The organism is Nonomuraea polychroma (genome assembly GCF_004011505.1).
GTDB classification, from domain to species: Bacteria; Actinomycetota; Actinomycetes; order Streptosporangiales; family Streptosporangiaceae; genus Nonomuraea; species Nonomuraea polychroma.
This window is the reverse complement of record NZ_SAUN01000001.1, coordinates 4,789,274-4,808,160: the sequence shown is the minus strand read 5'-3', so window position 1 is coordinate 4,808,160 and position 18,887 is coordinate 4,789,274. Positions and strand designations below refer to the sequence as shown.

14 protein-coding genes and 3 pseudogenes are annotated in these 18,887 nt (G+C 65.3%); 10 read left to right on the top strand and 7 right to left on the bottom strand.

All coding sequences use genetic code 11. The annotated features are described in order from the left end of the window. Positions 1–42 precede the first annotated feature (42 nt). Positions 43–1,272 (bottom strand): MFS transporter, encoded by a 1,230-nt coding sequence (locus EDD27_RS21890; RefSeq protein WP_127934045.1) that lies wholly within the window; start codon positions 1,270–1,272, stop codon positions 43–45. Between the two features lie 217 nt (positions 1,273–1,489). Continuing rightward, positions 1,490–2,889: pseudogene (locus EDD27_RS21885) on the bottom strand (IS3 family transposase). A 572-nt stretch (positions 2,890–3,461) separates the two neighbouring features. Here EDD27_RS21885 and EDD27_RS21875 point away from each other — a divergent pair. The 3 genes from EDD27_RS21875 to EDD27_RS21865 all read left to right on the top strand — a co-directional run bounded on the left by EDD27_RS21875 (position 3,462) and on the right by EDD27_RS21865 (position 4,968). Beyond that, a complete protein-coding gene (locus tag EDD27_RS21875; RefSeq protein WP_127934044.1) occupies positions 3,462–3,902 on the top strand; it encodes a hypothetical protein in 441 nt (146 codons plus the stop codon). Then, entirely contained in the window at positions 3,872–4,327 is a 456-nt protein-coding gene (locus tag EDD27_RS21870) for a hypothetical protein (protein ID WP_127934043.1), read from the top strand. The genes EDD27_RS21875 and EDD27_RS21870 overlap by 31 nt, the downstream gene beginning before the upstream one ends. A 179-nt stretch (positions 4,328–4,506) precedes the next feature. Continuing rightward, positions 4,507–4,968 (top strand): hypothetical protein, encoded by a 462-nt coding sequence (locus EDD27_RS21865; RefSeq protein ID WP_127934042.1) that lies wholly within the window; start codon positions 4,507–4,509, stop codon positions 4,966–4,968. Between the two features lie 1,125 nt (positions 4,969–6,093). On the opposite strand, the gene EDD27_RS21860 is transcribed toward EDD27_RS21865, so the two are convergent. Both EDD27_RS21860 and EDD27_RS21855 read right to left on the bottom strand, forming a co-directional pair. Then, positions 6,094–6,729: a response regulator gene (locus EDD27_RS21860; RefSeq protein WP_338324758.1), complete on the bottom strand. Its 636-nt coding sequence runs from the start codon at positions 6,727–6,729 to the stop codon at positions 6,094–6,096. Then, complete coding sequence (locus tag EDD27_RS21855) at positions 6,716–7,894, bottom strand: sensor histidine kinase (protein WP_164903727.1); 1,179 nt, start codon at positions 7,892–7,894, stop codon at positions 6,716–6,718. Before EDD27_RS21855 ends, EDD27_RS21860 begins: the two co-directional genes overlap by 14 nt. Positions 7,895–8,055: 161 nt before the next feature. On the opposite strand from EDD27_RS21855, the gene EDD27_RS21850 reads away from it, so the two are divergent. The 5 genes from EDD27_RS21850 (at position 8,056) to EDD27_RS21825 (ending at position 12,940) form a co-directional block, all read left to right on the top strand. Then, positions 8,056–8,769 (top strand): ABC transporter ATP-binding protein, encoded by a 714-nt coding sequence (locus EDD27_RS21850; RefSeq protein WP_127934039.1) that lies wholly within the window; start codon positions 8,056–8,058, stop codon positions 8,767–8,769. Continuing rightward, on the top strand, positions 8,766–9,593 hold the full coding sequence (locus EDD27_RS21845; RefSeq protein WP_127934038.1) for an ABC transporter permease: 828 nt from the start codon (positions 8,766–8,768) through the stop codon (positions 9,591–9,593). Before EDD27_RS21850 ends, EDD27_RS21845 begins: the two co-directional genes overlap by 4 nt. A 1-nt stretch (position 9,594) precedes the next feature. Further along, positions 9,595–10,848: an erythromycin esterase family protein gene (locus EDD27_RS21840; protein ID WP_127934037.1), complete on the top strand. Its 1,254-nt coding sequence runs from the start codon at positions 9,595–9,597 to the stop codon at positions 10,846–10,848. A gap of 456 nt (positions 10,849–11,304) precedes the next feature. Continuing rightward, entirely contained in the window at positions 11,305–12,318 is a 1,014-nt protein-coding gene (locus EDD27_RS21830) for a sensor histidine kinase (RefSeq protein WP_164903726.1), read from the top strand. Beyond that, positions 12,293–12,940, top strand: a complete 648-nt coding sequence (locus EDD27_RS21825; protein WP_127934035.1) for a response regulator — start codon at positions 12,293–12,295, stop codon at positions 12,938–12,940. Before EDD27_RS21830 ends, EDD27_RS21825 begins: the two co-directional genes overlap by 26 nt. Before the next feature lie 446 nt (positions 12,941–13,386). Here the strand turns inward: EDD27_RS21825 and EDD27_RS54445 are convergent, their stop codons facing one another. Beyond that, positions 13,387–13,560, bottom strand: coding sequence for a hypothetical protein (locus EDD27_RS54445; protein WP_164903725.1), 174 nt, complete (start codon positions 13,558–13,560; stop codon positions 13,387–13,389). 387 nt (positions 13,561–13,947) lie between these two features. Next, positions 13,948–15,252, bottom strand: a complete 1,305-nt coding sequence (locus EDD27_RS21820; protein ID WP_127934034.1) for an IS256 family transposase — start codon at positions 15,250–15,252, stop codon at positions 13,948–13,950. Positions 15,253–15,612: 360 nt separating this feature from the next. Between EDD27_RS21820 and EDD27_RS21815 the strand changes: the two genes are divergently transcribed. After that, on the top strand, positions 15,613–16,353 hold the full coding sequence (locus EDD27_RS21815; protein ID WP_127934033.1) for a class I SAM-dependent methyltransferase: 741 nt from the start codon (positions 15,613–15,615) through the stop codon (positions 16,351–16,353). Positions 16,354–16,861: 508 nt separating this feature from the next. Here the strand turns inward: EDD27_RS21815 and EDD27_RS21805 are convergent. After that, a pseudogene (locus EDD27_RS21805) lies at positions 16,862–17,332 on the bottom strand (transposase); the annotation flags it as partial. Positions 17,333–17,389: 57 nt separating this feature from the next. On the opposite strand from EDD27_RS21805, the pseudogene EDD27_RS21800 reads away from it, so the two are divergent. Then, a pseudogene (locus EDD27_RS21800) lies at positions 17,390–18,442 on the top strand (ISAzo13 family transposase); the annotation flags it as partial. Positions 18,443–18,887 lie beyond the last annotated feature (445 nt).

Here is an 18,887-nt window from a genome sequence, read left to right as displayed (position 1 = left end):
ATGGCCGCCTATGGGGAGTATCTCGTGGCCGCTGTCAATGGTTCAGTTCCGTTGATGCCGTATTGAGTCAGGGAAGCACCTCTTAAGTGTGATGATCAGGGTTGCGGCAAACAGGAGCGCAAGACCAGCGAAGGTCTGTCTCAGCTCGAACGCCTCGGCGAACCAGCCGACCGCCATGGGACCGAGGATTTGCCCGCTGTAGGTAAGTGTCCCGACCTTGGACAGCGCGGCTGCGGCATTGGCAGCCTCGGCACCGGCGCCGTCGTGGCCGGCCGCGCTGAGAATGACGGGGATCAGGACCGACAGTCCCAAGCCAAGGATGGCGAATCCGGCGATGGCCGAGCCAGGGACGGGGCTGAACACGACGATGGAGAGACCGATGACGGCGATCAGGCCGCTGATCCGGACAAGAGTTGAGGAACCGAGGCGTTCGTGCAGGCGATCGCCCAAGAGGCGGGCGCCGGCCTCGCAGAGGCTGAAGCAGATGTAACCAAGCGCGGCGATGGACAAGGAAGCACCGAGGTCTTCGTGAAGGAACACCCCACTCCAGCTGCCCACGACTCCGGACAGGACGAAGACCAGAACGCCGGCGGCACCGAGCAGCAGGATACGAGAGTTCCAGCCGGTCCACGATGAAGCGCGGGCGACGGAGCGGCGCCGCAGGGCATTGCGGTCGGCGTGGGCCGGCAGCAGATGCCGTCCAGTGATGAGCGCTACGAGCAGGGCCAAGGCGGCGACGAGCACAAAATGCTGGGCGAGTGACAAGCCGGCATTGATGGCGGCACCGCCGAGCAGAGAGCCGACAGCGGCGCCGATGCTCCATGCAGCGTGGCAGGAGTTCATGACAGGCCTGTGGCGGGCACGCTCCACGGCGACGGCGTGAGCATTCATCGCGATGTCGATGAGCCCGTCGACCGCGCCGAACACCAGCAGGACGAGCCCGAAGGTCACCTGATCACGGACGAGAGCGAAAGCCAGAAGGGCCAGAGAAAGTGCGAGCGTGGTGACACGGACGAGGGGCCCACTGCCGAACCGGCCGACGAGCCGTCCCGTCAGTTGCATGGCGATCAGGCCCGAGACGATGGGCAGCGCCAGGAAGACGCCAAGACGGCCCTCGGACAGGTCGAGAGCGAGTTTCAGCGAGGGTATCTGGACGAAGTAGCTGGCGAACAGCAACCCCGTGATGAAAAACGGCGCGGCCGCCGCCCGACGAGCGCGGCGAAAGCCCAGCCAGTCACTGTCTGAGGAAAGATGCGGAGTCGAGGTGGGCATCGAGTGTCATGTCCTCCGGGTAGGTGGTGTGTTTCTCCTTGGTGGACATGACGAAGTTCATCCCGGCCTCCTCGATCGATCGGCGCTCTTGGGGGCAGTCCAACAAATCCGGCCGACGGCACGCAACTCTTTATCGACACCCTGCCGATCCATAAGGAACAGCGTTGACGCGCTTTGCCGCTGCGGTACCTGTCAAGGATCTTGAGACAGTCTCTTGCTATGTGGACGCTATGAGCGCTTGTGGGGTCGGTGGATTGATCCACGCCGCGGTGGGCATAGGGGGCGGGGTCGGCGGTCGGCCGAACCGCGTTGGATTGGCCGCATAGGCCGCGGCCAGAACCTGAGCTCGCTGGAGCTGGATCTGCCCGGCGGTGCCGAAGTAGACCGAGGCCGGGGTGTGCAGCCCCAGCGCCGCATGACGGTGCTCGTGCCGGTAGTAGTCGAAGAAATCGGTGCACCAGGCGTGCGCGTGCTCGATCGAGGAGAACTGCTCGGGGAAGTCGAAGCGGTACTTCAGCGTCTTGAACTGGGCTTCCGAATAGGGGTTGTCGTTGGACACGCGCGGGCGGGAATGGCTGCGCTGCACCCCCAGGTCCACCAGTAACTGAGCGACGTTCTTGGACGTCATCGCGCTGCCCCGGTCGGCGTGGATCGCCTTGGGCCGGCCGTGTGCCGTGATCAGTCCGGCCATCCACCGCTCGGCGATGGCGGCGTCCTCGGCCGCCTCCAGCCGCCAGCCCACCGGGTAACGGCTGAAGATATCGAGCATCACATACAGCTGGTAGAAGGTGCCGCGGGTCGGGCCGGGCAGGCGGGTGATATCCCAGCTCCACACGTCGTTCGGCTGATGGGCCACCAACTCGGGTTTGACATGGGCCGGATGCGCGGCCAGCCGACGCCGCTCGCGCACCAGTCCCTGCTCGCGCAGCAGCCGGTACATGGTCGATTGAGAGGCCAGGTAGACCCCTTCGTCCAGCAATTCGGCCCAGATCTGCGCGACTGCCTTGTCGGCGAAGCGCGGCTCGGTCAGCACTGCCAGCACGCGCTCACGCTCGTCGAGCGTCAGCGCGTTGGGCGGCGGCTCGACGGGGCCGGGCTTACGCGGCGGGCCACTGGCCCGGGCGCGTTGGCGATACAGGCTGGCCCGCGACTTGCCCAGCAGCGCGCACGCCGCGCTGGTCGAGGTGACGGCTTCCAGGTCAGCGAAGACCTCGCCTATCGCCTGTTCGACCTCGGCTTTGAGGCCGCGCTCTCGGAGAGCGTCTCCAAGAGCGCATGTGCTTTTCCCACCAGATCCAACGCCGCGTCTTTTCGGGCCAGTTCGGCCTCGAGCGCTTCCACCTTGCGCCGCAGCCGCTCCAGCTCGGCCTGCTCGCCGCTCTTGCCCGAGCGTTTGCCGCCCTTGGCCAGGCCGTCCAGCGCTCCCGCCTCGGCCGCCCGCCGCCACTCCACGAGATGCGAGGAGTACAGCCCTTCCCGCCGCAGCAGCGCGCCCCGCGCGCCCGGTTCGGTCAGCGCGTCGTATTCGGCCAAGATCGCCTGCTTGTACTCGGGCGTGAACGTCCGCCGCCGCGGCCGGTCCGCGCGTGGCCCCTGCTTGCCCTTACCCGAGCTCATTGCTCCATCATCGGCGATCGACGCCGGGGAACGCTCGGCCAGTCTCATGCTCACGGTTCGTTGAGATCCTTACTCACCCTCATCAGTCAGATGAACTGTAGTCACATCAGTCTCAACAAACCCTGACAGAGAGGGATGCGCGATCCGTTCCAGTGAAGAGATCAGAACGGAGCTACTGTGAACTCGGTACCTGCGTAGACCTCGCAGGACAGCGTCCTGGGCGACGTGTCTTAATCAGTATTTGGTCAGTGCTTCACGAGGATGTCGATCCGGGAGCGTCGCGAACTGGCCTGGGCTGGAGTGTCAATCCCGCCAGCCCAACCTCCGCGCTGTGCACATCCGCCGACAGGGTAGGCGTCTACGACATCATCAGCATGCCGATTATCCGGACTGCTGATCGACCACCTTTCCTCCCTCGTCTGCTGCAGTGGTTGCCCGTCGACGCCGGATCTGCAGGGCGCCACTGAGTGCAAAGAATCAGTGGACTCTCGGGTATCGACGCTCCCAGACTGTCAACGGGATCATTGACCTCGTTTCGGAACCTCTTCCGCTCGGTTGAAGGGCAGAGTGCAATGAATATCTTGAAGCGGGTAAGCATGCTTACCGGAGCTGCGGTTCTGGCACTGACCGGACTGTTGACTCCCAGCACTCCCGCGGTCGCTGATTCATCACCGATTTCCGTTTGTGGCGGCGGCCGATATCACGTTATCGACTCACATAAACTGTCCAAGAACAGAGTCGTCTACGCGACGATATACCTCCTCTACAACGGCTCAACTAACTGTGTGATCACATGGAAGAGCGGTTCACATATAGGCAACTCCGCCAAGCTCTACAGCTTCATTGCAAGGCAGAGCGACAAGAAGCAGAAATCAGACCTTGGAAGATATGACATCTATGCCGGGCCACGAAAGCTGAAGGCTCCGGGCGAATGCATCCGATGGGGCGGAGGCTACTATCCCAAGCGGGGAGAGCGGCTCTGGTGGTTCAGCTCGTGGGAACACTGTGGCTGAGTATTGATTGGCGGATTCAATCGGCACTCGCCGGAGCACAGGCATATCCGACTCCGATCGGGGTGTGCGGCGGCGGCAAAATGTACGTGATCGACAAGCACAGGCTTAAGTTCGGCGGCCATGGGAAGACCTACGCCACGATCTACCTGCTGTACGACGGCAGCAGGAATTGCGTGGTCACATGGAAAAGCCGCGAGTTCGCCGGCTCGACCCGGCTGCGCGTTGAGGCCTATCTGCAGGTCGAGGGGTCACCCACACGCGCGGCTAGGGACCGGCATCCCTACCTGTACGCAGGACCGGTCATCGCCAACGCGGCCAAGAAGTGCATCAAATGGGGTGGCCGGATCACCCTTCAGCCCCGTCCCGGTCATCCCGTGCTTGGCCAGCGCTGGCTGCCCAAGAACCCCGGGCACTGCGGCGCCTGACGCCGATCTTCATTCCATGTTCCGCCAGCGTGGCACCGCACGTCCCACGGCGTACTCACGCCGTCAACGTGTGGAGTGAGCGCGCGGATTCTGTGGACTCGGTGAACCGGACCGGCCGATCGAGCTTAGCCGCCTGGGTTGCGCTCTAACGAAAAATCCAACGCGAGGAGGTTCACGAAATGTGGGATCGAGTTCTCTGGGCGGGAGCCGCCGTCGCCCTGGCGGCGTCACTGTCCATCGTGTCGGCGCCCACCGCGTCCGCGTCGACCGCTCTGCACCCGGTGGCCGCGGCCACCGGTCAGGGCAAGTGCCTGGGTGACAACGCGGTCGCGGCGCCGATGCGGTGGAGCCAGTGGCGACACGCCTGTCGGCTGAAACTCGGCGCCAAGCTTCTCTATCGATGGGAGGCATCCAGCCGGGTCTGCGTGCAGGTCCGCGGCTACAAGCAGGACAAGCCATATCGTCGTTCCGCCGGGTGTGGCAGGAAAGGAGAGATCACTGTCTCCTGGACGGACCATCCCAAGCACGACACCTGCAAGACAGGGGACTGTCCCCCGCGGAAGCGTCTGCCCAAGTTGCGTGCCTACAGCTCATCGGACGTGAGCACCGCCGTGGTCACCTGGGGCGCGGCCAGACGGTGATGAGCCGTCGTACGGATGAGGCAGGAGCAACTGGCACATGTCGGAGAGCGTTCCAGGTCTCGTGGTTTTGGGTACGGCACTGACCCGCTGGATCTGGCACTGGAACGGTGCGCTGCTGAGCGTCAAACGGAGAGAGCCCTCGAGGATCCTGGTCCTCGAGGGCTGCGTCTTTCTCGGGGCACTGGCGGCGGCTCTGACAAATCGACAGTGCAGAGTGACCAAACACCACGCACAGGGTAACCACGCGGTTGCGGTGCGCACCGGCTCGGTTCTCGCGCGATCCGCTGTCGAGGCGGGCCGCCTGCAGAGCAGTACGCGGTGTCAATACCAGAGAGACCACATTCTATTGCTCGCGGGTCTACACATTGGCCGCACGCCCCGAAACGTCGATGAATCCTAGTGATTCTCCTGGTCAGTGTCTGTACGATCACGATCGTGAACAGAAAAGTCTCTGCTGCGCTCGTATCGGCTGCCGCTATCGCCGTACTCTCGCTGACGGCCGGCGTTGCGAAGGCGGATCCCCCGCCAACTGACTGCCACCATAATTTCGGTTGGCAGGATGACTACACGTGGGCTCGCTGCGACAAAGGTGCGGGTTATGTGCGAGCCGTCGCTCATGCTCAAACGGCAGCACCAAGAAGACTGCCCTGGGCCCGTGGAAGGAAATCGGCGTTCAGTCATCCGCCCACTGCCCGGACACGCACCCCAAGGCAGTGGGCCATAGTTATACCATCAAGACATACTGACCACCTTTCAATGTGAAATTCTCACATCACCATCGACCCGGTCGATGCCCGACGATTATCTCTGCAGAATCTGCTGGCCTCCACCCACGCTCTCCGGTGTACCGCACCGGCAAGCCGGTGGTCTGATGCAACTGTACGGATGATCTGGACGCTCTCGCCAACCGAATTCCGCCCAGGTTGATCGTTGGCATGAGAAAGTGCCGCTTAAGTCGGCCTCCAGGCGGGACGGTGCGGAAGCCATGATCTCGCACCAGCTTCTGGATGATCAACGTGCGGATCTGGACGAACTCCTTGTTGCCGTGCGTGGCCTCTCCGATCCCGACCACGCGTTTGCCTGCACATCGCACACCAATCGACCCTCAATCAGCTCAGTGCACGTTCAGAGGAGACTGGCGTCGCGTACTTTCATGGCGACTTGGACACGGCTGTCAACTCCCAGTTTCGCGAAGATCCGGGTGATGTTGGCCTTCACAGTGGCGACGCTCATGTAGAGGTGTTCGGCGATTTCGGCGTTGGAGTTGCCCTGGGCGACCTCGATCGCGACTTGCTGCTCGCGTTCGGTGAGTTTGGCCAGCTCCCGCTGCGCCTCCGGGCGCTGTGGTTCGCCTCCGCCGGTGGCTGCGGCGATCACCTGTCTTGCGACACTCGGCGACAGCACCGGCTCGCCCTTCGCCACGGTCCGGACCGCCTCGATCATCTTCGGCGGAGGCGTGTCCTTCAGCAGAAAGCCGTCGGCACCGAGTCGCAAAGCCCGCAGCACCATGTCGTCGGCGTCGAAGGTGGTGAGCACGAGGATCCGGGGCGGGTCCGGCTGGGCCAGCAGCAGTTCAGTGGTGATCAGCCCGTCCTGGTCGGGCATCCGGATGTCCATCAGCACGACATCGGGCCGCAGGTCACGGATCACGGTCATGGCCTGCCGTCCGTCCGCGGCCTCGCCGACGAGGTCCAGATCGGGCTCACCACCGAGAATGAGGCGCAGACCGGTGCGCACCATCGGATCGTCATCCACGATCACCAATCGAGTCACGGTGTAAAGCCTCCCATGGCAGCCGGGCGTCGAGGATGAAGCGCCCCTCCTGGGCGGCGTGGCTGAGAGTGCCGTCGGCCATCCGGATCCGTTCGGCCAGGCCGACCAGCCCCATCCTGCCGCCGGGTCCCGCGGCCGTACCGGACGGCGCCGGGTTGCTCACCCGGATGCGCAGGCCGTGCCCCGGCCGTCCGGCGAGCTCGACCGTCACCCGGCTGCCCGGCGCATGCTTACGGGCATTGGTAAGAGCCTCCTGCACAATCCGGTACGCATGCCGGCCCGTCTGCGTCGGCAGGAGTTCCCTGTCGGCGATGGTGTCGTCCACATCGACGTGCTGGCCGGCGGCGCACACCTCGTCGAACAGGGCGTCCAGGTGGCCCAGATTCGGCTGCGGGGCCTCTATGGCGCCGTCGCGCCGGAGCGTGCCGAGCACGGTGCGCAGCTCGTTCAGCGACTGGTGCGCGTTCTCCTGGATCGCCAACGCGACCTCGCGGGTCTCCTCGGCGGTGAGGTCCTTTCGGTAGGCCAGGCCGCCGGCGAGCATGGACAGCAGGGATATCCGATGCGCCAGGACGTCGTGCATCTCCTGAGCGATCTTGAGCCGTTCCGCCAGCTTGGCCTGCTCAATCAGCTGCAGCTGCTGGCGTTCGGCGAGCCATGCCATCTCCTGCCGCGAGGTGGCCAGCTCTTGACGGCCGCGAAAGTACAGGCCGAAGACGGTCAGCCCGCCAAGGATGATGGTTCCGGTCGCAATGGAGACGTCGGTCGCCTCGCTGATGGCGGGCAAGGTGGCGCGTCCCACCACGCACAGCCAGGCGACGGCCGCGACGGGGATGATCTGACGCCACCGACGATGCATGCACAAGGAGACATACGCGACGTATGCGGGGCCACCCGCCGTACTGGAGAGCGTGTGCAGCAGGGCGGTGGCCAGGGCGATCTGCCACGGCCAGCGACGCCGCCATCCCATCAGAACCAGACCGATCACACCGAGCCCCACATCGGCCAGCGCCATCGGAAGCAGGTCCGGGTTACGGGAAAGGCCCGAGCCAATGACAGTTACACGGAATAGCATCGGCAGCACGGCACACACGTAGGGCAGGGTGGTGCCCCATTGGTCCGGGGCCAGCCGGTTCTCCGTACGGTCGTGCACGCTCCACAGCATAGATACCGCCTGGTCGATGCCTTAGCTACCCAGGTCCAATCCGGGTGGCCGAAGGTCTACAGTCTGGGGCGAGCGATCTAGCCCTCGCGCCCGGCCGCCCTCGACCTGGGTTCGATGACGAGTGGCCGCGTGTCCTGTGGACTTGATCCATGATCGAGTTCGACCACGTCAGCAAGCTCTACAAGGACGTGAAGGCACTTGACGACGTGTCCTTCACCGTCGAAGCGGGAAGTATCACCGGGTTCCTAGGGCCCAACGGTGCCGGGAAGTCCACGGCTATGCGCATTCTGGTGGGCTTGTCCCGCCCTACATCGGGCTCGGCCACCGTACTAGGCCGCCCGTACACCGAATTGGGCTGTCCGGGTTCCCAGGTGGGCGTTCTTCTTGACGCCGGCGCTCAGCATCCCGGCCGGACCGGCCGGGAGATCCTGACCCTGAGCGCGATGCTGCTCGGACTGCCGAAGTCGCGGGTCTGCGAGGTCCTCGACATGGTCGGACTGGCGGCCAGGGAGAGCCGACGGACGGTCGGTGGCTACTCACTCGGCATGCGCCAGCGTCTCGGCGTCGCTCATGCACTCCTCGGCCGGCCCAAAGTGCTCGTCCTGGACGAGCCCGCCAACGGTCTCGACCCCCAGGGCATCCAGTGGATGCGCGGGCTGCTGCGCAACCTCGCCGACTCGGGACACACTGTGCTGCTCAGCTCGCACCTGCTGCACGAGGTGGAGCGGGTCGCCGACCGAATCGTGATGATCGGCCGGGGCCGCGTCCTCGCCCAGGGCACCGTTGACGAGCTCGGCCAGGGCCGCGACCTCGAACAGACCTTCCTCGAACTGACCGCGAACGCCAACCGGAGCGCAGCGTGACCGACACCGGCATCCCCGCAGGCAAGAGCGACCGGAATGGCACCATGACGCACGACGTCGGCACCGGCAGCCCCAAGACCACGGACCGGATCGAGGCCGCGATCCCGTTCCACCGGCTGCTGTCGGTCGAGACCCGCAAGCTTTTCGACACCCGCAGCGGCAAGATCATGACGGTGATCCTGCTCTTTCTGACTTTGGCGTCCATCGTGGCTCGCGGCGTCGTTTCCGGACCACAGCTGCAGACCCTCGTCCACACTGCCGGGATCGGATTCGGCATCTTGCTCCCCGTGATCGGCATCCTCACGGTGACCGGCGAATGGAGCCACCGCACCGCCCTGACCACGTTCGTTCTCGAACCTCGACGCCGGCGGGTGCTGGCGGCCAAGTGCCTGCCACCGCTGATCACGACTGCGGCGGCCTCTCTGTTCGCGATGCTGGTCGCGGTGCCGGTGACGGCCGCCGTCGCCAGTGCCCAAGCCGTCCCTGCCAATTGGGAGATCGCCTCTGTAACCCTTCTGGGCTGGGCCGTGGCGAACGTCCTCGTGGTCGCGATGGGTCTTTCCGTCGGCATGCTCCTCCTGAACGCGCCGGCCGCGATCGTGATTTACCTGGCGACACCGATGCTGTGGAGCGTCGTCGCTCAGCTCGGTGCCACCGGAGAGGTCCTGACCGAGTGGCTCGACCTGGGCACCGCCGCCGCCCCCCTGATGTCCGGCGACATGACCGGAGGCGACACCGCCCGGCTGGCCGTGTCAGTGATCTTCTGGATCGTCATTCCGATGACGCTCGGCGTCGCGCGCGTGACCCGCAAGGAAGTGAGCTGACATGGGGCGCAGGCTCCGAACTCTCCTGGGCATCGTCTTGATCGCTCTGCCGGCGACCGGATGCGGGGGTGTGGACACCTCGCGGGTGACGTCCGACACAGTGGTTTCCCTCGACCGGGCCTCCCTCGCCGACGCTGCCGGGAAACGTGTGGTCGGGATCGGTGAGGCCACGCATGGCAACAAGGAGTTCGTCCAGACCCGCTTGTTGATCATCCGAAAGCTGGTGCGCGAGTACGGCTTCCGCACTCTCGCCATGGAGGCAGACTACGGCGGCACAGCCACGGCCAACGACTACGTCATCAAGGGCCAGGGCAGCGCGCAGGACGCGGCGACAGCGCTCGGCTTCGACCTCTACCGGACCCGCGAGACGGCGAATCTGCTCCAGTGGCTCCATGACCACAACGCCGCCGTCGCTGACGTGGACAAGGTGCGTCTCTACGGCTTCGACATGCAGCGTTACGACCGGAACAAGGAGCGGCTGCTGCGCTATCTCGCGACGGTCGACCCTGCCCGGGTTCGTCCGGTCGAAGCGTCACTGGCCGCCCTCACCGATGCCACCAGGTCCGAACAGGACAAGGAGAAGGTCACTGCGGCCGCTACCGCAGCTGGGCAACTCGTCGGCCAAATGAAGGACAATCGGGAGAAGTACGTCACGGCGAGCTCCCAGGAGGCGTTCGCCCTCGCTGTGCACCACGCCGAGACAATCCAGCACGGAGCACAACTGCAGGTCTCAGGCAATGACTACGGCAGCAAGCGGGACGCATGGATGGCCGAGAACGTCAGGTGGATCGCCGACGTGGAGAGCGTCCGGGGACGAAAGAACATCATCGTGGCCGGTCACAACGGCCACATCGACAAGAGCGGTGCGGCATTCGTTTTCGAGTCGATGGGTCGGCGGCTGGCCAAGGCGTACGGCAAGGACTACTTCGCCATTGGCACTGACTTCGGCACGAGCACCTTCGTCAGCAAGGACGACGGCTCGGGCGAACGCAAGCAGTTCACTGTGAGCCACACCTCGCCTTTGGCCAAGCTGTTCGGCACCGAGCCGTTGGGCTACATAAACCTCGCACAGGCCTCGACGAAGCCCGGCAACCGCGAGTTGCTCACGTCGGAGGTCCGAATGGGGAACGTCGGCGACGGCTTCCGGTCGATCTACAGTTCGCTGAGCTGGACTTACACGGTGAAGATGGTGCCCGCCAAGGCATACGACGCTCTGGTGTACGTGCCGCAGGCCAGCCCAGTCACACCTCTGTGACGGCAGTCAGGTCGGTAGCCAGTTCAAAGCGTGAGCGCAACGGCGCGCTCGCGGCCCTCCCGGCGGGAACACGATCAATCTGAAGGTCTGGACGACCGGTCGGCCCACTTGGCGCTCTGATAGTCGGCAAGGCCCACTGAGCCGTGCCAGGCCATGCCGAGCAGCACGGCTGAACCCGTCCGGGTTCAGTCTCCGCGTGTACGAGCTTGGTGTTCGGGCGCACGCGCGGCGGACCGCGCCGAGATCGCCCACGTCGACGAACGTTGCCTGAATGCCGTACTTCTCCGGAAGCAGTTCGCTGAAGAGCCGCCAGACGGCCTCGTACGTCACGTCCGAGACCACCACATGGTCTCCCGTGCCCTGCTACCGATGTTGTTCTATGGCGCCATCTGGAGCTGGCTTGTTCTCCGGAACCCTGACCGGCTTCCGTCGGCTCTGATCGGCGTAGGACTCGGCGTGACCGGTCTGGTTCTGATGGGATGGCGGCGTCGCTGGCCGTGGCAGATCGCCCTGGCCACCGCCCTGCTGCACACGCTCTCCAGTACGGCGGGTGGCCCCGCATACGTCGCGTATGTCTCCTTGTGCATGCATCGTCGGTGGCGTCAGATCATCCCCGTCGCGGCCGTCGCCTGGCTGTGCGTGGTGGGACGCGCCACCTTGCCCGCCATCAGCGAGGCGACCGACGTCTCCATTGCGACCGGAACCATCATCCTTGGCGGGCTGACCGTCTTCGGCCTGTACTTTCGCGGCCGTCAAGAGCTGGCCACCTCGCGGCAGGAGATGGCATGGCTCGCCGAACGCCAGCAGCTGCAGCTGATTGAGCAGGCCAAGCTGGCGGAACGGCTCAAGATCGCTCAGGAGATGCACGACGTCCTGGCGCATCGGATATCCCTGCTGTCCATGCTCGCCGGCGGCCTGGCCTACCGAAAGGACCTCACCGCCGAGGAGACCCGCGAGGTCGCGTTGGCGATCCAGGAGAACGCGCACCAGTCGCTGAACGAGCTGCGCACCGTGCTCGGCACGCTCCGGCGCGACGGCGCCATAGAGGCCCCGCAGCCGAATCTGGGCCACCTGGACGCCCTGTTCGACGAGGTGTGCGCCGCCGGCCAGCACGTCGATGTGGACGACACCATCGCCGACAGGGAACTCCTGCCGACGCAGACGGGCCGGCATGCGTACCGGATTGTGCAGGAGGCTCTTACCAATGCCCGTAAGCATGCGCCGGGCAGCCGGGTGACGGTCGAGCTCGCCGGACGGCCGGGGCACGGCCTGCGCATCCGGGTGAGCAACCCGGCGCCGTCCGGTACGGCCGCGGGACCCGGCGGCAGGATGGGGCTGGTCGGCCTGGCCGAACGGATCCGGATGGCCGACGGCACTCTCAGCCACGCCGCCCAGGAGGGGCGCTTCATCCTCGACGCCCGGCTGCCATGGGAGGCTTTACACCGTGACTCGATTGGTGATCGTGGATGACGATCCGATGGTGCGCACCGGTCTGCGCCTCATTCTCGGTGGTGAGCCCGATCTGGACCTCGTCGGCGAGGCCGCGGACGGACGGCAGGCCATGACCGTGATCCGTGACCTGCGGCCCGATGTCGTGCTGATGGACATCCGGATGCCCGACCAGGACGGGCTGATCACCACTGAACTGCTGCTGGCCCAGCCGGACCCGCCCCGGATCCTCGTGCTCACCACCTTCGACGCCGACGACATGGTGCTGCGGGCTTTGCGACTCGGTGCCGACGGCTTTCTGCTGAAGGACACGCCTCCGCCGAAGATGATCGAGGCGGTCCGGACCGTGGCGAAGGGCGAGCCGGTGCTGTCGCCGAGTGTCGCAAGACAGGTGATCGCCGCAGCCACCGGCGGAGGCGAACCACAGCGCCCGGAGGCGCAGCGGGAGCTGGCCAAACTCACCGAACGCGAGCAGCAAGTCGCGATCGAGGTCGCCCAGGGCAACTCCAACGCCGAAATCGCCGAACACCTCTACATGAGCGTCGCCACTGTGAAGGCCAACATCACCCGGATCTTCGCGAAACTGGGAGTTGACAGCCGTGTCCAAGTCGCCATGAAAGTACGCGACGCCGGTCTCCTGTGAACACACACCTGGCTGGCCGCGGGGCTCACCCGCGTCCTTCAGGCGACGCTTGACCGCCAGGGTTCGGCATAGGCCGCGGCGGATCCGCCACGGCGGTAGACGAGAAAGTTCGGCACAGGCGTAGCGGCGAAGCCGGTGCGCTGGGAGGAAACCAGAAGTCAAGGCGGCGGCTGCACGCTGGGACCCCAATCTCGCCTGGGCGCCTATCTGCTCGACGATCAGGGGCACGTGGCCAGGCGCCGGCTTGAGTGTCGGCGTCGGTTTGGGCGAAGTAGGCGGCGTTCCGGCAACCGCTCCGCACTGACCGGCGAACGCAGGTGCTTCCGGCTCTTTGCGCACCTGGCGCCTCGTCCACCTGGCATACGTTCGCGCCAGCGCGGGACACACGCTGATCGACTCGCGGCAGTGGATCCTCACCGAGGATATCAGCGGCTCTGTCAAGGGGATCAGCACAGGGCCTGCCCCTGGAACTGGCATTCGCCACCAAGGGTGAGCTGGCCATTGATCTGCTCGCCGACAGCGTGCGCCTGGACTTCGTTGCGGGCGATGAGGTCTACGGCGCCTGCACGACACTGCGTACCTTCCTGGAAGAGCATGGCCACGCCTACGTGCTGCCGCATCCGCGCTACCGTCACTCTCACGCTCGGCGGCGGCACCTGCCTGATCTGCGAAGCAGTGGCCAAGCGCCTGAAGCAGAACGCAAAATGGACCGTCCGCTCGCCGGGACGGCTCCAAGGGCGAGCGCACCTACGCCTGGGCCTGGATCACCCACGGCCGGCCCGACCCACTATCTGCTGGTCCGCAAGCACCGCACGACCGGGGAGCTGGCCTTTCACTACTGCTTCGTACCCGACGGCAAGCCCGTCACCCTGCTCCACCTGATAACCGCCGGAGCTTGTCACCTGAAGTGTGTAAAGATCGTTTCTGGGTGATGGAGAACCCTCTTTACCTGATCCGTCCTGGATAGGGTCTGTCCAGTGATCGGTGTATCTCGATCTTGACTTGATCTATCGGGTGGTCGGGGTCAGGCGGCCTTCGAAGGTGATGGCGAAGGCGTTCAGAGCGGCCTTCCAGCGGGTGATCCAGCGTTTGCGGCCCTTGCCGGTCGGGTCCAGGCTCATGATCGCCATGTAGACGCACTTGAGCGCGGCCTGCTCGTTCGGGAAGTGGCCGCGGGCCTTGACCGCCCTCCTGATACGGGCGTTGACCGACTCGATGGCGTTGGTCGAGCAGATCACCCGGCGGATCTCGGTGTCGAAGTTGAGGAAGGGCACGAACTCGGCCCAGGCGTCCTCCCACAACTTCACGATCGCCGGATACTTACCGCCCCAGACCTCGGCGAACTCATAGAACCGCTCGAGCGCCGCCGCCTCGGTCGGCGCGGTGTAGACCGGCTTGAGCGCCTTGGCGATGGCGTCCCAGTGCTGGCGGGCGGCATACCGGAACGAGGCACGCAGCAGGTGAACGACGCACGTTTGGACGACGGCCTGCGGCCAGACGGTCTCGATGGCCTGCGGCAGCCCCTTGAGCCCGTCGCAGACCACCATCAGCGCATCAGCGACGCCACGGTTCTTAATCTCGGTCAGCACGTGCAGCCAGAACTTGGCGCCCTCGCCGCCGTCGCCGGCCCACAAGCCGAGGATGTCGCGCTCGCCATCGACGGTGACCGCCATCGCCACGTAGACCGGCCGGTTGGCCACCTGGCCGTCCCGCAGCTTCACATGGATGGCATCGATGAAGATCACCGGGTAGACGGCGTCGAGCGGCCGGTTCTGCCACTCGGCCATGCCGTCCAGCACCTTGTCGGTGATGGTGGAGATGGTCTGCTTAGAGACTTCGGCGCCGTAGACCTCGGCCAGGTGCGCGGAGATCTCGCCGGTGGTCAGGCCCTTGGCGGCCAGCGAGATGACCATCTCATCGACGCCGGACAGGCGCCGCTGCCGCTTACGCACGATCTTCGGCTCGAAGCTGCCGTCCCGATCCCGCGGGACGGTGATCTCCACCGGGCCGACGTCGGTGATGACGGTCTTGGACCGGGTCCCGTTGCGCGAGTTGCCTGTCTCGCTGCCAGCGCGCTCGTGCTTGTCGTAGCCGAGATGGTCGGTGATCTTGCCTTCGAGAGCGGACTCCAGCACCAGCTTGGTCAGCCGGCCCAGCAGCCCGTTCTCACCGACCAGCTCCACCCCTTCGGCTCGCGCCTGGTCGACCAGCCTGGCCACCAGCTCCCGATCCGTCGAGCTCTCCGACTTCTTACGCGCCACCGCGGCGTCCTCCAGGTCGATCTCCGTCGATGCCTGGATCACAGTACTCATCAGGTGCGTTCTCCTTGATCAGGAGTTACACCGAAGACCGTACAGTCCCAAAGTGGGCCAGAGCCGATCACTGGACAGACCCGTTTAATCAGACACCAGTGTCCACGAATTCCGCACTGTTGTCCTTTGCTCTGGATCGACAGATTCTTCGCGCGGCATGCAGTCAGGGGTTTCCGGAATCAGTCTCCGCGTCTTGAACAGTTGAGCGTTGATTTCATAGAGCTCCGTGGGCAGGCCGACCCGGCAGCTATGAACGGTTGTAGCGAGCAGGTCGCCCGGCTGCCCTCAGGTGGGCGCAAAGCCTCAGAACAGCCGAAAAATCGGTAGCATCGGCGATGGCAAGAGTGGTTGCCTAGCGGCATGTCTGGGTTTGATGATGCGGCGTTCTTCGGTGACCGATGGGCGGACCACTACGGCGACGGACCGGATCCAACTGCGGCAGTGGAGTTCTTGGCCGGGCTTGCAGGTGCGGGGCGGGTTCTTGAACTCGCGAGTGGCACCGGCCGCATCACACTGCCTCTCGCCGCACGAGGCATCGCCGTCGAGGGCGTCGAGGGTTCGGCCGCGATGGTTGAACGGATGCGCGAGAGACCAGGTGGAACACGGATTCCGGTCACTGTAGGCGACATGGCGGACGTGCCCGTCGAAGGGTCTTTCAGGTTGGTCTTTCTTGTTTTCAACACACTGTTCAACCTGCCGAGCCAGGAACGGCAGATGGACTGCTTCCACAACGTCGCGCGGGCTCTCCAGCCGGATGGCGCGTTCGTAATCGAGTGCTTCGTACCGGACCCGGCCAAGTTCGATCGGGGTTCGCGGGTTGAAGCGCTTGAGGTGACCGAGGACTCCGCGACGATCCAGGTTTACCGACATGACGCGGTCGCCCAGCGGTATGCGAAGCAGACCATCACCTTCACCACCGACGAAACTCGCATGTTGCCCGTGGCGCTTCGGTATTGCTGGCCCAGCGAGTTGGACCTGATGGCGAGCCAAGCCGGTCTTCAACTTCACGAGCGGCATGCGGACTGGGATCGTCGGCCGTTCGACTCGAACAGCACCAGCCATATCTCGGTCTACCGACCTGCCGCCGAGGTCACCAGGTAGGTCACTCGTCATAGGCGTCGCCCGACAGTGAGGGCGGTGGACCAGTGTCGGGTGAGCCCAATGTCCGGGCGGGCGGCGAGGCGACAGCGTATTTCGTGGTAGAGGTGTTCGCGTTTGGCGGGCTCCAGCGCGTGGTCGTCGGCGATCAGGACACGGATCACTGCGGCTCCACGGGCGGGGAGAAGGCGGACGGCGTACCCGCCGTCCGCGGCGGGACCGACATTCAGCGTTCCACCGTAGAGACGGCTGCTCCTGCATCCCGAGCAGGCCGTGCCCGGAGCAGGCCGACGGCGCTGCACGGATGAGGCCGGTAGTGCTTGTCTGGACGCGGCCGGCGGTGCTTGTCCGGTTCCGGGAACGTTGTCGACTTCCAGGCCAAGCTCCCAGTCTCCGTAGGTCACCTGGACCTCAGTGTCGGCCGCACCGGCGTGCCGCCGGAAGTTGGTCAGCGCCTCTCGGGCGATCCGGTAGGCGGCCGAGCAATCGTCAAGACCTGTGGACGGAGTTTCTAGGCTGCTGCCGATGAGGGTTGGTCATCGGGTCGTTCGACAAGCTTGCCGTTGATGAAGGTCGCTCCGGCGCGAACCAGAGCGACGAGGTGCGGGGCGTTGACGGCGCGCCAGCGCGCCTGGGCCGATTCGATCAGCTTGAAGGCCATGGCCAGCCCGGCCGCGCGCGAGCCCGGTCCCTTGGTGACCTTGGTGCGGTGCCGGACGGTGGCGAACGTCGACTCAATGGGGTTGGTCGTGCGCAGGTGGACCCAATGTTCGGCCGGGTATTCGTGGAAGGCCAGCAGCTCATCGAGGTCGTCGGCGACCTTGGCCACCGCCTTGCCGTATTTGGCGCCATAGGCGGACTGGAACGCCTTCACCGCGGCCAGGGCGTGCGTCTTGTCCTCGGCGTTCCAGATCTCCGCGAGGGCCTTCTTCGCGGCCGGGTGCGCGGACTTCGGTAGCGCCCCGAGCACGTTTGCGTTCTTGTCGAGGCCGTCAAGAAATAAGGCGTTGCTTTTCGATCTTGAGGTCGTTGGGATGGTATGGCGATCTCCCGCGAGGTCCGCGACCAGCTCGCGCGGAAACTCGAGGCATTACTCCCGCATCTAAACGAACGGCAGCAGCGGCTGGTGCTGGCGGCCGAGGCGCGGCTGCTGGGTCACGGTGGGGTGCGTGCTGTGGCCCAGGTCGCTGGGGTCAGCGAGACGACCATCCGCGGCGGCATCGTCGAGCGCGAAGAAGGTCGGGAGCCACTTGCGGCGGGTCGCGTCCGGCGGCCTGGCGGCGGTCGCAAGCGCGTGGAACACGACGATCCGGCCGTCCTGACGGCACTGCTGGGGCTGGTCGAGCCGGATGAGCGCGGTGATCCACAGTCCCCGCTGCGGTGGACGACTAAGTCGCTGCGGCACCTGGCCGCCGAGCTGACGCGGCAAGGACACGCGGTCTCGCCTCCCACGGTGGGGCGACTGTTGAAGTCGGCGGGGTTCAGTCTGCAGGCCAACGTCAAGACCCTGGAAGGGGCTCAGCATCCCGACCGCGATGCACAGTTCCGCTATATCAACGAGCAGGTCAAAGCCCATCAGACCGGCGGGGAGCCGGTGATCAGCGTGGATACCAAGAAGCGGGAGCAACTGGGTCGGCTGCCGATGGCGGGACGTGAGTGGCGGCCCAAGGGCGAGCCGGTCGAGGTCGAAGACCACCATTTCTTCTTCACCGGCCCGGATGTCGAGCAGGCGATCCCGTACGGAATCTACGACATCACCGCCAACACCGGCTGGGTGAACGTCGGGGTCGACCACGACACCAGCGTCATTGCGGTGGAGTCCATCCGCCGCTGGTGGAAGGCGCGCGGCAGCCACGACTACCCGGCCGCCTTGCGTCTACTGATCACCGCGGATGCGGGTGGCTCCAACGGCTACCGCTACCGGGTCTGGAAGAGCGAGCTGGCTGCTCTTGCCGCCGAGACCGGGCTGGCGATCACGGTCTGTCACTTCCCGCCGAGCACCCCCAAATGGAACAAGATCGAGCATCGGCTGTTCTCCCACATCACCCTCAATTGGCGCGGCAGGCCGTTGACCAGCCACGAGGTGGTGGTCAACTGGAGTTGCCCGGCGAACCCCCCTTCTTGGAGAAGATGCGGGTGACGCTTGCGGCCTTGAGTGAGTCGAGTTGACTGTCCAGCGACTGGCGGACGGTGGAGGCGCGGGCGTACCCGTTCCGCACATGCCCGGGTCGGCTCGACGCCGGTCACGGCCGGACGGGGTAGTTCGAACCAGGCCAAGCCCGGCTTGCGGATGGCCGGGGTCGGTATGTTGAGCGCCTTGGCGAGCGAGGGCACGAGCCGGAAGCGGGCAGTGTGGTATTGGATGGCCACCTTGCCGCGGCGGGTGCGGTAGGACGAGCCGGCAGGGACGGCGCAGGCGGTCATCGGGCAGGCATGGGCCCCGAAGCGGCAGGAGGGCGGAGGTGGGGGTTGTGAGCCCCCGCTGAGCTATTCGCGGCGTGATGCACGAGGTGATCCGGCACCTTCGACTTCGTCGC

Bases quoted from the DNA above. Each gene is read 5' to 3' on its own strand.
- EDD27_RS21890 (WP_127934045.1), bottom strand. From the start codon at position 1,272: ATGCCCACCTCGACTCCGCATCTTTCCTCAGACAGTGACTGGCTGGGC.
- EDD27_RS21875 (WP_127934044.1), top strand. From the start codon at position 3,462: ATGAATATCTTGAAGCGGGTAAGCATGCTTACCGGAGCTGCGGTTCTG.
- EDD27_RS21865 (WP_127934042.1), top strand. From the start codon at position 4,507: ATGTGGGATCGAGTTCTCTGGGCGGGAGCCGCCGTCGCCCTGGCGGCG.
- EDD27_RS21850 (WP_127934039.1), top strand. From the start codon at position 8,056: ATGATCGAGTTCGACCACGTCAGCAAGCTCTACAAGGACGTGAAGGCA.
- EDD27_RS21840 (WP_127934037.1), top strand. From the start codon at position 9,595: ATGGGGCGCAGGCTCCGAACTCTCCTGGGCATCGTCTTGATCGCTCTG.
- EDD27_RS54445 (WP_164903725.1), bottom strand. From the start codon at position 13,560: ATGCGGCAGCACGTAGGCGTGGCCATGCTCTTCCAGGAAGGTACGCAG.
- EDD27_RS21820 (WP_127934034.1), bottom strand. From the start codon at position 15,252: ATGAGTACTGTGATCCAGGCATCGACGGAGATCGACCTGGAGGACGCC.
- EDD27_RS21815 (WP_127934033.1), top strand. From the start codon at position 15,613: ATGTCTGGGTTTGATGATGCGGCGTTCTTCGGTGACCGATGGGCGGAC.